Origin of the sequence: Streptomyces olivochromogenes (assembly GCF_001514115.1) — a bacterium.
GTDB classification, from domain to species: domain Bacteria; phylum Actinomycetota; class Actinomycetes; order Streptomycetales; family Streptomycetaceae; genus Streptomyces; species Streptomyces olivochromogenes.
This window is the reverse complement of the sequence record NZ_KQ948496.1, coordinates 25,852-38,136: the sequence shown is the minus strand read 5'-3', so window position 1 is coordinate 38,136 and position 12,285 is coordinate 25,852. Positions and strand designations below refer to the sequence as shown.

Here is a 12,285-nt window from a genome sequence, read left to right as displayed (position 1 = left end):
GCGGGGCATCGTGCACTGCGCACCGCACCTCAGCATGATGCACCACCTCTCGTAGCCAGCCCAAGGAGGCCCGCTTGCGGGACTCCCTCACGGTGCGCACCGCGATTGCGCACGGTGCGGTGGCCGACGACATCGCCGGCCCGCCGCGCCGGGTCCTCAGACCACGCTCTGCCCGAACCCGCTGCCGACGTTGCCGCGGACGTCGGCGAGGAACTGGTGGACCTGGTCGACCTCCTGCATCGATGTAGGCGGCCTGCGCCCCGCCGCCCCAGCGCGCCCGGCACGTCCACAGCGTGAACTACCGGATCATCGTGGCGACCACGACGCTGGCACAGCTGACCCGGCAGGGACCCGATGAGCCGGTGTGGCGAGTGGCCGGCCGGGGCGTGGGGGAGGAACGCTGCCCACTGGACTCGTTGCCGAAGGCACGTTGAGTACGGTGCGCCCGGCCTCCAGCCAGGTGTGACTGGGCGAGTTAGGTGACACCAAGGTGGGTCGGTGAGCTGGCGCCGAGCGCGGACTTGAGCGCGTACCTGTCACCGATTGGGCATTCCAGTTGTCACCAGCTGGGACTTTTCGCTCCGGCTGTCATCAACCGCGGTCGTTGGGATAGATCGAGTGAGCGGCGCTCCGTGTCTACATCAAAGCGTCTGTCAGAACGCGATCGAGCGCTGCCCGGCCAGCGGGTCCCCATGTCGGCTTGCCGCCAGGAAGGCCCCGATCTCCGCGCTGCCCCATGAGCATGAGGAACAGGCTTTTCATGGCAGCCAGCCCGCGGGCGCGCCGGATCGTCGCCTCGTCCGCATGCGCGTACACGTCGAAGAACCGTGAGGCGGCGCCCGAAGGAAGGAGCACCCATGCGGCCGCGAGGTCCCACGCCGGATCGCCGGCGAACATGGCGTCGAAATCGATCACGCCCGAGAGCGCCGAGCTCGGGCAGTTCCCCGGCGGGCGGTCGCTGTACGACCCGCGCCCTGGCGAGCCCCGCTCAGCTTGAGTCTTAACTTGCTGACGGTTCCATGTCCCAGCGGAACCACGCGCGGTCCTGGTCGATGTGAAGGAGGAACTCGGCAACGGGCCCCGTGACACCACGGTCAGGGCACTTTCGATGCGATGGTAGGCGTTGTCGAACCGTTCGAACTCCTCAGCCTCGACGATGGCGTTGACCTTGTCGAACCAGGGCCTGAACTGGCTGAAGGCAGGCTCTGGAAGGAAACGTCCATGCTGCCAGGGCATGCCGGCCTCGTCGACGGTGATCGTGCCGATGAGGGTACTGCCGCTCCAGAGCCGCCACTCGCTGTCGGGATCGATCATCCTGGCCCCATGGATTGGTGCCTACGGCTTCATCGCGTGGCCGTGCCCAGCACGGATGTCAGGCTCGCAGAGGTTACGGAACACATGCGGCACGGCACCTCGCCGGGGTGGAGTCCCGAAACCTGCCCAGGCTCATCTCCCGGCTGCTCACCAAGGCCCGGTTCTTGCATAGCTACGGCAGACAGACATGTACCGGAGAGTGACGGCCCGTCTGGGCTTACCGCGGTACATGCGTGCAGCTCCACGGTGACAACACGGCCGTCCCTGCTGGAGCGGCCCAGGTCGCTGATCAAGACGGATGGCTACAGACGCCACCTGGCCGCAGCCAGACAAGAACAGGGCTCTGACCGTGGACGACACGGTGCCGCAGCCGGTACTCACGAAGGTCACCCAAGAGGTCGGCGCAGCAAGCGCCCGCGCGATCAACCTGAGCTGAGACCACGGCCGGTCGTCCCGGGCGGGCCCGCCTTCCGCGGGGGTGCGGGCCCGCACCCGCTCAGGGCCGGTGCCGCACGAAGCTGGCAAAGGCAAACCCCTCGCCCGCGCGTGGCGCCCGGGTCCAGGACCGGGTAGTGAAGGTGCGGAGCCTGCCTTGGGTCAGCGCGAAGCGGGGGAGCGAGAGCCCGAGCTCGGTGTGCAGGGCCTCCAACACACGCAGCTCGTTGTCCAGTTCGGTGTCCTGCGGGTGGAACAGCCGTGCGGGGTCCAGCGCCTCGGGTATTGCGCCGGAGCGCTGGATCTCCGTACCCCGCACGGTGAACGCGTAGAGCTCCTCGCTCTGTTCGGCCACCGACAGGTGAAATGCGGCCGGGTGGTCACCCGGCGACGAGCGCCTCGGCTCGCGCCACACCACCACCGCGCGGCCGGACGAGGAGGCAGCCGGAGCGGGGGACAGGAACAGCTTGTTCAGGTGGTGGGGGTGGCCGTCGAAGGCGAAGACCCACCCTTCGGCGGTGCGGCCGACGGCGACCACGGCCCGGTCCTCCCAGAGTTCCACGTCCTCCCGCTCGCGAGGCCGGGGTGCCCGCCAGGACGCCTCACGCTGATCGGTGGGCGCGCTCAGTCCGGTGCCTTCCTCCCCGATCAGGGCGGGAAGTCGGGCAGGATCGATCCCCTCCACCCAGACACAGCGGTATCCATCGAGCGGCCGCCAGCTCGCCGCAGGCTCTGCCAACCAGGCGAGTCCCGGCGGGTCGAGGTCGGGCACCGGCTCGGGAGCGGGACCCCGCTCCCCGGCCCGCGGTGTCGCGAGGATTTCCCGCCCACGCTCCGGGGTGATCAGCGGACCCAGGACCGGATCGGCGAGCAGGCCGATCGGGGCGATCAGCAAGGGCCCGGGAGCCTCCCACAGCGGGAGCGCGTCCCGCAGCACCCGCCACGCGGCGTCGGTCGCCCCCCAGCGGGCTGACTCCCGGGCCTCGGCGACGGCCCGGCCCCATGGGCCGGGAGGCGTGTAGTGATGGGTGCCGTCCCGCATCGTGCTCAGTACGGCCTCGACGGTCTTCCGGGCGGCCCCGCGGGCGGTCATCATCCCGAGCCAGTGGTCATCCCCGCCCAGCCGGCATTCGCCGCGTGCCGGCGCCATGGCATGCACGGGCAGAAGCTCGGGCAGGTAGCGCGGGTCGGCCACCAGGTTGCCGTAATCCCGGGAGCTGCACGGAGCCAGCAGATGCCGGAGCTGGTTCAGGAGGACGGCGCTGCGTGGCCGTCCGAAGGACAGCGCTTCCTCGAGCAGGGGCAGGGCCTCCTCGTACCGTCCGCGCAGGGCCAGCAGGCGGGCCTCCGCCACATGGGCATCCTGCGCGCGCGTGGTCGTGTTCACGAAGTCGGGCCGCTCCACCCGGTCGGAGTGGAAGCTGCGGTACATGGCCTTCATGTAGGCGCGGAACGACGGGTAGCGGTCTGGCAGTTCACCGCCCCAGCCCTTGTAGAGGTAGAGCGCCCACTCACCGTCCTGGTCACTGTCGCCCGGGTCGAGCAGGGCGTACGACATGTCGGAGTCCGTCTCCAGCCGTAGCGCCCGTTGCCACATCCCGGCCAGCAGGATGTCCTCCTCGCGCGGGTTGTCGCCCAGGTTCTCCTCGTACAGCGGGGTCATGTCGAACGGATCCTGGAACCAGTCGATGTCCGCGGCGCCGCCGAGCTGATAGACCCCGGCCGTCTGGTCCACGTGCCACCCGTCGCTCACGGCTAGGAACTCCCGGTACGAGGGCGGCAGCCGCCGACCCAGCCGCTCCTCGGCCGCGGCGATCGCGGCCTCGTCCGCCCCTGGCCTGCCCGGGCGGACGAGGGAATGCCCGCCGTCCTCGTCCTCGTCCGCGCGCGGAACCCACTCCTCCTGCCACCGTCCCAGGAACTCGTGCCAGTTGAAAGACTCATCGCTCATGGCCGGATGGTGTCATCCGGCACCGACAACGGTGTCGGCCCTGTTCTTGTCTGGCTGCGACCAGGTGGCGTCTGTAGCCATCCGTCTTGATCAGCGACCTGGGCCGCTCCAGCAGGGACGGCCGTGTTGTCACCGTTGAGCTGCACGCATGTACCGCGGTAAGCCCAGACGGGCCGTCACTCTCCGGTACATGTCTGTCTGCCGTAGCTATGCAAGAACCGGGCCACCAAGGCGCTGAGCTGCACAGCTGCACCACGGCGGTAACGATCTTGAGACCGATGTTAAAACTCAAGCTCAGTAGCTATTTTTCAACGTGACCGGTTGAGCGGAGACGTCCAGTGGATCACCTGCGGAGCTCTCATCGGGCGTTCAGACCAGGCAGAATCGGCGCATGCCTGGTGACGAAACAACAGCGCTGCCAGCGATCTGGCGACTGCCGTTCGAGTTGGCGTGGGAGGCGTTCAGGGCGGGCAGTCGGCCCATCGGAGCCGCGTTGATGAATGCTGATGGTGAGGTGGTGGCCAGCGGGCGGAACCGCAGCCAGGAGACAGTTGCCCCACCCGGGCAGCTTGCTGGGGCAGCCATTGCCCACGCGGAGATCAATGTGCTGGCCCAGCTGTCATCCCGGCGCCGGTATGAGGACCACCTTCTCTTCACCACGCTTGAGCCATGTCTCCTCTGTAGCGGCGCGCTCCTTCACGCTCATGTCGGCACTGTGGTCTATGCCGCCCCGGACCCCTTGTGGCACGGAATCGAGCAGGTACCTTCTGTGGGCGGTGCCATTGCAGCACGCTGGGCTCACCGGGAAGGACCTGTTGAAGGGCCCCTCGCCGTGTTCGGCGCGATGCTCATGCACCTCTGGACTCTCCGTCACGCGCCGGAGACAGGTGAGGAAGCAGCCAGCGGTGGTTTACTCGCACTGGCGCGGCAATCTCTCGGCATCCCCGGCTTCGCGGAAGCCGAAACGGCTGAGACTGCCTATCAGCTCGCTTTGCCGCGGATTGCGGATGCCGGGCTTTAGCCGGAGCGCTTCTTGGCCCAAGAGGCAGCGGGGTTCTTGCGGGTCAGGCGTCGGGTCATCATGGTGATGAGTGCCCAGTTCAGGTGTGCTTCGGAGTGTTGGGGCAGACGTTCGTAGTCGCGTGCGTTCATGCACCAGCCGAGGTCACCTCGGCGGTGAGCCGGGCGGTCTCCTGCGGGCTGAACAGCCCGCGCAGCACGACGAATCCGAAAGTCCGGTAGTGCTCGATCTGCTGGTACGTGAACATGCCTCCCCTCGTCTCGATGGGTTGGGTCCATGTCGAGAGGGAAGGTGCGCGGGCGCGTCAAGGTCAAACGAATCCGGTTCGCATACGAACAAGGTAGCTGCCTGGCAGACTCGTGGGTATCGACATACGTGGAGGCAGCATCTGATGAGCGATCCCGAGGGCGTGCCCCTGGCCGACTACATCCGCGTACTCCGCGATCAGTTGGAGACGGCACAGCAGGAAGGGGCGGGCCGCGGAGTCAAGTTCGGCGTCGGGGCTGTGGAGCTGGAGTTCGAGGTCACGATGACGCGGGAGGCAGGCGGGCGCGGCGGGCTGAAGCTGTGGGTGGTCGAGGCGGGTGCCGACGGCAAGCGCAGCGGCGGCCGGACGCAGCGTGTGCGGATGACCCTTACGCCCACCGACGACGCCGGCCGGCCGCTGTCGGTCATCGACCGGCTGCCCGAGCTCCCGCGCTGAGGTCTGTGGTGGTGGACTCGCTCGCCGGGCGGTGCGTCGAGGTCCTGGTCGAGCAGGACGGCGGCACCGGGTACGGCTCGGGGCTGCGGCTGGCGACGTCCTTGGTGGTGACGGCCGGGCATGTGGTCGAGGGCGGTGGGTCGGTCAGCGTGCGGCTGTCCGGCGGCGCCCCCGACGAGATCGTCGTCACCGGCCGGACGGTGTGGCGAGGTGACCGGCTGGACGTCGCGCTTGTCGAACTCGCTCCGGACGTCCCTCTCGACGAGGTCGCTCCGATGGCCATCGGAGTTGTACCGGACGAGGCTGACGGACGGCTTCTGTTTACCGCGATCGGCTTTCCGCGCCATCAGAGCTGGACGGACACGGACATGGCGACCTGGCGCGACAGCGACCAGATCGACGGGGTGATCCCGCTCGGGTCGAGTGTGAAGCGGGGCCGCCTGCTGCTGCATCGGGCGGATGGCCGCCGCCTGGAAGCGCGCGACTGGAACGGTTTTTCAGGCGCAGGTGTCGTCTGTGAGGGGTCGGCTGTCGGCGTCGTCGTGGAGTCGGCCCACTCGGGCGGGCTGGAGGCCGTGCGGCTGGCTGCGGTGATCGGCGTGTACGAGCCGCGAGCGGAAGGCGAGCGCGAGCCCGAGCCGAGTGCCACCGCCGCATGTGAGCTGCTGGCCTCGCACGGCGTCGTGCCGGAACCCCTGCGCGGGCAGGAGCGGCGTCGCCCGGCCTACGAGGCGATGTTGCGCCAGTACGCGGCCCGGTGCGCCGAACTGACCGGCCGTGACCGGGAGCTCGCCGACCTCCTGGCGTTCGCGACCGGGCCGGACCCCTATCTAGTGCTCGTCGCCGGTCCTTGGGCCGGGAAGACCTCGCTGGTGACCCGCTTCGCCACGGGGTTCCACCCCGGGCTGGACGTGGTGTCGTTCGTCATCTCCCGGCGCGATGGGCAGGTGCGCGTCCAGCAGTTCCACCGGGCCGTGTGTGACCAGCTCGCCGCACTGCTGGGCGAGTTCCCGCCCGCCGAACCGGACGCGGCCGCCTTCCTTAGCCTCTGGGGACGCGCGATGCGGATCCCTGGACGTTCCCTGCTGCTGCTCGTCGACGGCCTGGACGAGAACGACTACCGCGAGCTGGCTGAGCCCAGTATCGCCGCGCAGCTCCCGGCCGCTCTCGGTCCGGCGGCACACGTCCTGGTGACGAGCCGCCATTCTGACGTGCCGCTCGACGTGGACGGAAGCCACCCGCTGCGAACCTGCCGCCGCCAGGTGCTGGCACCGTTCCCCGCGGCGACGAGCCTTCTCCTGCGCGCCCGCCAAGAGCTGGATCACGTACTCGCCGAGGCTGTCCCGCGCATCGTCCTGACCACGATGGCGGTCGCCGGCGGCGCGCTGAGCAGCAGGGACATCGCCTCGATCGTCAACGACTCCGCGCTGGCGATCCGCCGGACTCTGGAGCGGGGGCTCTCCCGGGTTGTGGAGTCACGCCCCGGTACGCCAACCCGGTACACCCTCGCCCATGACACCCTGGCCGTCGCCGTCCAGGAGGACCTGGAACCCGAGGAGTTCACCCATGCCCGCACCGCCATCGACGGCTGGGCCCTCGGCTTCGCCGCGGCCGGCTGGCCCGATGACACCCCGGACTACCTGACCGAGGCGTACCCGACCCTCCTGCTCACCGAAGGTGCCGGCCGGACGCTGGCAGCCCTGGCCTCCCCCGCGCGCCGCGCCCTGCTCCGCCGCCGGACCGACGGCGATCTGGCCGCGCTGTCCGAACTGTCGAACGCGGCAAGGCTCCTCGAGGCAGCCCCCGACTGCGACCTCACCCTGCTGACGCGGGTGTCGCTGCTTCGCAAGCGCATCGAGGGCGACAACTTCACCATGCCCTCCACGTATCCGCTGTTGCTGGTACGCCTCGGCCGAGCCGAGGAGGGCATCCAGTTCGCCCGTACCCTGCAGAACGTCTACGTGCAGGCCGACGCGCTGCTGGCGATCGGCGAGCACCTGCTGGACAGCCAGCCGACCGAGGCACGGAACCTCATCCACGAAGCCATGGCCGTACGGGGGAGGTTGCCCCTGGAGCGGATGCCACATACGGTGCGCGCAGCCCTCGTGCTTGCGCGGCACGGCGAACCAGGCGCCGCCGATCTCGCTCGGGAAGCCATCACCGAGAGCGGCGACGAGCCAGGCTGGTCCCTCACCGACGCCGCCGACGCACTGGCCGAGATCGATCCCGCGCTGACACGGCCCCTCATCGAGGAGGCCATCGAACACGCCGATGCCGAGGACCGCCCCGACTTCTGCGGCCTCCTCGCCCCGGCGTTCGCCGCTCTCGGCGACCTCGACCGCCTCGTCCAGCACCTCGCCGACCTGGACCGGGATGGCAGGAAACGAGCCCTCCTCACCGCTTGCAGCGAGTACTTCGCCAAGGGAGGCCGTCGAAACGTGCCCGAGGTGCTTCTCACCGCCCTGAATGATGAGTTCACCGCCTCCGAACTCGTGGAGTCGGCCGCCTACCAGGACGAGGACCGGGCCCGCCACCTGCTCGCCCTGCCCGCCTCGGCCTCTCCCGGTCTCGATCTTGTCGAGCTCGCCTACACCGCCCTTGCGGCCCACGGCCTCGATCCTCGGCAGCCCGGGGCCTCCGACGAGCTGCTCGCCGACGCCGCAACGTCTGCCCTGGCCAACGGCCACCTCTCGCTGGCGGTCGCCCTGGCCCAGGACATCGCCATCCCCTCTGTCCGTGCGGGCCGCCTCACGGAGATCGCCCTGGTACTGCTCGACTCCGACACGCCCCAGAACGCCACTCCCGTGGTGCGCGAGGTGGAGGCGGCCCTCGACGAGACCAGGAACACACCGCCGCCCACCGACCTGGCGACCTTCGCCCGGGCCGCCGGCACCGCCGGACGAACGGACCTGGCCACGCCGGCCCTGGAACTGGCCCTCAACACGGTGCTGCAGGACGGCGACGACACAAGTGCCAAGTGGGACGCGCGGGCTGTGGCAAGCGCAGCCGCCCGGCTTGGCCACCTCGACCACGCCCTGAGGATCGCGGCGGGGTTCGAGGCAGATCAGCTCGACCGCATCGACATCCTGCTGGACGCCGCCAGAGCCGTCGAAGCGCACGACGATCACCGCTCAGCCGATCTCGACCTGCTCATCGCCCAGGTGACCGAAGGCATCGAGAAGTCGATGGACCCGAGCGTGGCCGGCTGGCGTACCCGCGTCACTCACAAGCTCATCTCCCTCCACCTCCGCGCCGGGCACGCCGACGCGGCCCTCAATCTGACACGCCGGCTCGCCAAGACCGACCTCCCCGGCCGCACACTCGAGCTGCGCGCGCACCTGCTGTCGGACGACATCCCCTCGGCGATCTCCCTGATCCGCGAAACGGCCCTGACCATGCCCGCGAGTTCCCCGCAGGACCTAGCCCGCTGTCAGGAACAGGCAGCCGCGATGATCGTCGAGATGTGCGACGCCGGCCACCAACCCCTGTGCCGCGGTGTCACGGCTCAACTCGCCGCAACCGCAGACCTGGGCGTGACGCTGGACAGCGGCCTCTGGGCCCGTCCCTGGCTCACCGCAGCCTGCCGGGCCACCGGCCTCACCGAGAATTTCACCTGCCTTCTGGATACGCTGCAGCACGCCACCCTGGTCACGGGCGGTGGCACCGGGACCGAAACCGTGCCGCTGGAAGCAGTCGTCCGCCTGCGCCTCTGGGATCGCTACCACGCAGAAGCCCGCCGGCTGAACGACGTGCTGGCCGAGGTTGTCCTCACCGACATGGTCAAAGCAATGCTCGACGCCAGCCTCCTGACCGAGGCCCTCCCCCTCATTGACGACCTCCAGGACGACGACGCCTACTGCCTGGCCCTCGCCGCGGCCGTCACCTCCCCGCCGTCCGTCGACCTGGTCAAGCGCTCCCTGGCCCACGGCTTCGTCGAGGACGTCATTGCCCCACTGGCCGCCCTGGAGCCGGCGTGCCTACAAGAGATCGCAGCCCAGCTCGGGGTAATCCGGCCGCCCGCCGAACAAGTGACGCTTCGAGCCCCCAGGAACAGCTGACCGCCCGTGATCGTTCACACTGCTGTCTTGCCTCTGACTGGAGAATACGAGTCGGCGTTGCTGTCGGCCGCTTGGGCGGGCGCCGCGTGGCAGGCCCAGACCGCAGCCAGGGCGTAGGCGGGTATGGGCACAGCCCGTAGGGGTGCTCGGGCGAGGAGTCGGGGTGGCACAGTCACTTACCAGCTCGGCACCGATCTGCCATGTCACGGCGGGCAGCAGGTAGCGGGTGTCGTCGAGGACGCACTCGGCAGCTGACATCACCGTCTCCAGGGCATCGCCAACCAGTCGAGAGTCGGAGTTCCAAGCGAAACTGGAAGGGAGGAGGACAAGGCGGTCGAGCCGGCATGGGGGGCTCATCCGGAATGTCTTCCCAGACGGCCTTTCGGCGATACCCCTTCAGGGCAATGGCGCAGCACTCCATAGTTCCGGGCGCCATCAGGCATTGATGGGCAGTGAGGGGTCGCGAAGTTTCCGGACGAGGACCCGGGCTTCGCGCGAAATCCGGCGGAGCACCACCGGTACAGCGCACAAGCAGATCGATCGCTGTTGGTTACTAAAAGTGACCATCATATAGCCCCACGAGCGTGATTGTGCATCCTGAGGCGACATCAGCAGTGCGCATCGAGCCCGGAATTCCACGTTTCCGCAGGAGCCAGTGCTCATGAAATCGCGGAACCTACACCTGCGCCAACTCTTGCGTCTTCTCCTGCGGCATCTCTTGCGACTTCTCTTGCGCGAGGCTCGCCGACGCCGCCGCATCCGTGCAGGTCACCCCCACTGGTACGGGCGTGGTCGGGCCTCTGACATCCCCGTTGCGACCGCTTTTGCCCATGCCCTGGCTGGAGTTGAGGAGAGGGAGGGCGGGATGGGCGGCGGCGCGGCCGCTGCCGGGGATCGGGGCGCGCTCGCCGGTGTTGCGCGCCGGGCGGGGCCAACGCGCCAGGGCCGCCGACCGTGCTGCGGCCGGGGTCGTGCTGGAGTATTGAGGGAGCGTGTTGTGTTGGTTGTTGTCCGCGGACAACAACCAATCCGCACCTGCATCTCGCGTGTTCGATGTCCTGTGCCACTGAAGGCTGAGTTCTGCCACCGAAGGTTGTCAGCGAGTCCGATTCCGTTCGCGGCGCCCGGATCCGAGAGGCGCCAAGCGCCTGCCGAGCCCCTCACTCTGCAGCATGTCCATGCGATCGAGGAGTGCGCCCAGTAGGTGTCGGCGCCGCTGCTCCACCGCGTTGTACTGGCGGCCGATGAGTTCCAAGGTTTCCCGGTCTGGACCCCCCTGCTCGCCGGCGGCCATACAGACGCTCCGCGTCATCCGCTGCATCGCCTCGGCGAGGTTGCGCAGACTTTGGGCTTCCGGTGACGCCCCTTCCCCGTAGCGCGTCTCGGGGGTGCCCCGCGTATGTACGAACCGGAGGCCATCGCGCTCGACGTTGTCCGCGCTGTCTCTCACCTCCCTTTGCGCGGAACTCATCGCAGCCCTGAACTCCTTGGGGTCAATAGGCTCATTACGCAGCAGTGCCTCGTACGCGTCACCGAGGAGTAGCAACGCCTGGCGGGTCGTCCTGCGCAGGCTCATGAGCCGATCGAACTCGGCTCTGGCGTCAGACTGCTGTTGCTGGCGTTTGGTGCTGCGGTTCAGCAGCACAGGTGCCGTAATAGTTGCCCCAGCACCCAGGATGGCTCCCCCCAAGGCGCCGATCAGGCCATAGACCGCCGCGAGATCCGTCACGCGGACATGTTCCCTCGGCAGCCACCAACTGTCAGGCGTTTGCGGTCGAGCAGTTCAGCGCGGGACCTGCGTAGTGCCTGTTTCTGATGCCGAGCGGTGTTCCGCAAGGGCGGCGGGCTTGATGACGTGGGGGCCGAAACGGCTGCGAGCAGAGTCGGTCACGACTTCCAGACGGTGCGCTTTGTCGTCGGTGTCGCCGAGCTGCAGCTGGTGGTGAGCGCCGTCGGTGGCGGTCAGCTGCTCGGCCCGGACGGCGATCTGGGTGACACGGGCCCGTTGCAGGCCGAGACCGGCGTACAGATCGCGGGTGGCGGCCGCGAGGACAGGCGAGTGGTGGCTGGCCTCCGCGAGAGCGCGGCTGCGGGTGGTGCTGCTGCCGTCGGCGTACCGGACGGTGAGGGTGAGCGGGCGGCACACCTCACCTTTGGTGCGCAGCCTGAGGCCGAGCTCGTCGGCCAGGCCGAGCAGCGCCCGCCGGTGCTCGCCGGCATCGAGTTCGTCGCGGGCGAAGGCGTGGCTGGTGCTGGTGGAGCGGACCAGCGCGGTGCGGGTGACGGGTCTGGGGTCATCGCCACGGGCTCGGGCATGGAGCAGGCGGCCGGCGGCCGAGCCGAGGATGCGGGTCAGCACGGTGGCGGGTGTGCTGGCCAGTTCACCGATCGTGGAGATCCCGTACCGGGCAAGGGTCTTGGCGGTGGCCGGTCCGATGCCGGGCAGGTCGGCGACCCGGCGGGGGCGTAGGAACGCCGCGGTCGCCGCGTCGGTGGGGGCGACGATCGTGACGCGGCCGGGCGCCGTGGCGGCAGCCGCCATCGTCGCGAGCTGCACCGTGTTCCCGCCGCCGATGGTCGTGCGCACGCCGTACAGGGCGAGCGCGCGTATCTGGATCATCTGCGCGATGTGGTGCGGGTTGTCGTCGAAGTAGGTCAGGGAGCCGGTCAGGTCGACGTCGACGGTGTCGGGCGGCAGCGGCTGCCAGACTGGGGTGAAGTCCTCGATGAGGGTGAGGAGTTGGTCGAGCAGCGCGGGATCGCGCACCTCGTGGAAATGCACGCGCAGAATGCACCGGGCTCG

The 12,285-nt window shown here is 69.0% G+C and carries 7 protein-coding genes and 2 pseudogenes; 4 read left to right on the top strand and 5 right to left on the bottom strand.

The features are described 5' to 3' along the window. Window positions 1-636: 636 nt before the first annotated feature. Window positions 637-927: pseudogene (locus AQJ27_RS49950) on the bottom strand (phosphotransferase); the annotation flags it as partial. Between the two features lie 685 nt (window positions 928-1,612). On the opposite strand from AQJ27_RS49950, the gene AQJ27_RS57125 reads away from it, so the two are divergent. Next, window positions 1,613-1,750, top strand: a complete 138-nt coding sequence (locus tag AQJ27_RS57125; RefSeq protein ID WP_159064657.1) for an ACT domain-containing protein — start codon at window positions 1,613-1,615, stop codon at window positions 1,748-1,750. A 60-nt stretch (window positions 1,751-1,810) separates the two neighbouring features. Here AQJ27_RS57125 and AQJ27_RS49945 read toward each other — a convergent pair whose 3' ends face one another. Further along, window positions 1,811-3,700: an SMI1/KNR4 family protein gene (locus tag AQJ27_RS49945; protein ID WP_067385507.1), complete on the bottom strand. Its 1,890-nt coding sequence runs from the start codon at window positions 3,698-3,700 to the stop codon at window positions 1,811-1,813. 391 nt (window positions 3,701-4,091) lie between these two features. On the opposite strand from AQJ27_RS49945, the gene AQJ27_RS54255 reads away from it, so the two are divergent. Next, window positions 4,092-4,721 carry a nucleoside deaminase gene (locus AQJ27_RS54255; protein WP_079065923.1) on the top strand — a complete coding sequence of 210 codons (630 nt, stop codon included), beginning with the start codon at window positions 4,092-4,094 and terminating at the stop codon, window positions 4,719-4,721. On the opposite strand, the pseudogene AQJ27_RS59980 reads toward AQJ27_RS54255, so the two are convergent. Then, window positions 4,718-4,864 (bottom strand): annotated as a pseudogene (locus AQJ27_RS59980) (IS5-like element IS4811 family transposase); the annotation flags it as partial. The gene AQJ27_RS54255 and the pseudogene AQJ27_RS59980 sit on opposite strands and share 4 nt — an antisense overlap. Window positions 4,865-5,112: 248 nt before the next feature. Here AQJ27_RS59980 and AQJ27_RS57120 point away from each other — a divergent pair. Continuing rightward, the gene (locus tag AQJ27_RS57120; RefSeq protein ID WP_053748183.1) at window positions 5,113-5,424 is read left to right on the top strand and encodes a trypco2 family protein; all 312 of its coding nucleotides are present in this window, start codon (window positions 5,113-5,115) and stop codon (window positions 5,422-5,424) included. 11 nt (window positions 5,425-5,435) lie between these two features. Then, on the top strand, window positions 5,436-9,482 hold the full coding sequence (locus AQJ27_RS49935) for a trypsin-like peptidase domain-containing protein (RefSeq protein WP_159064656.1): 4,047 nt from the start codon (window positions 5,436-5,438) through the stop codon (window positions 9,480-9,482). A 1,096-nt stretch (window positions 9,483-10,578) separates the two neighbouring features. Here the strand turns inward: AQJ27_RS49935 and AQJ27_RS49930 are convergent. Then, window positions 10,579-11,211: a hypothetical protein gene (locus tag AQJ27_RS49930; protein ID WP_067385503.1), complete on the bottom strand. Its 633-nt coding sequence runs from the start codon at window positions 11,209-11,211 to the stop codon at window positions 10,579-10,581. 54 nt (window positions 11,212-11,265) lie between these two features. Next, window positions 11,266-12,264, bottom strand: a complete 999-nt coding sequence (locus tag AQJ27_RS49925; RefSeq protein ID WP_235614028.1) for a DNA polymerase Y family protein — start codon at window positions 12,262-12,264, stop codon at window positions 11,266-11,268. Window positions 12,265-12,285 lie beyond the last annotated feature (21 nt).

What these genes read in the sequence shown, in the direction of transcription:
- AQJ27_RS57125 (WP_159064657.1), top strand. Translation starts at nt 1,613, where the DNA reads ATGGCTACAGACGCCACCTGGCCGCAGCCAGACAAGAACAGGGCTCTG.
- AQJ27_RS49945 (WP_067385507.1), bottom strand. Translation starts at nt 3,700, where the DNA reads ATGAGCGATGAGTCTTTCAACTGGCACGAGTTCCTGGGACGGTGGCAG.
- AQJ27_RS54255 (WP_079065923.1), top strand. Translation starts at nt 4,092, where the DNA reads ATGCCTGGTGACGAAACAACAGCGCTGCCAGCGATCTGGCGACTGCCG.
- AQJ27_RS57120 (WP_053748183.1), top strand. Translation starts at nt 5,113, where the DNA reads ATGAGCGATCCCGAGGGCGTGCCCCTGGCCGACTACATCCGCGTACTC.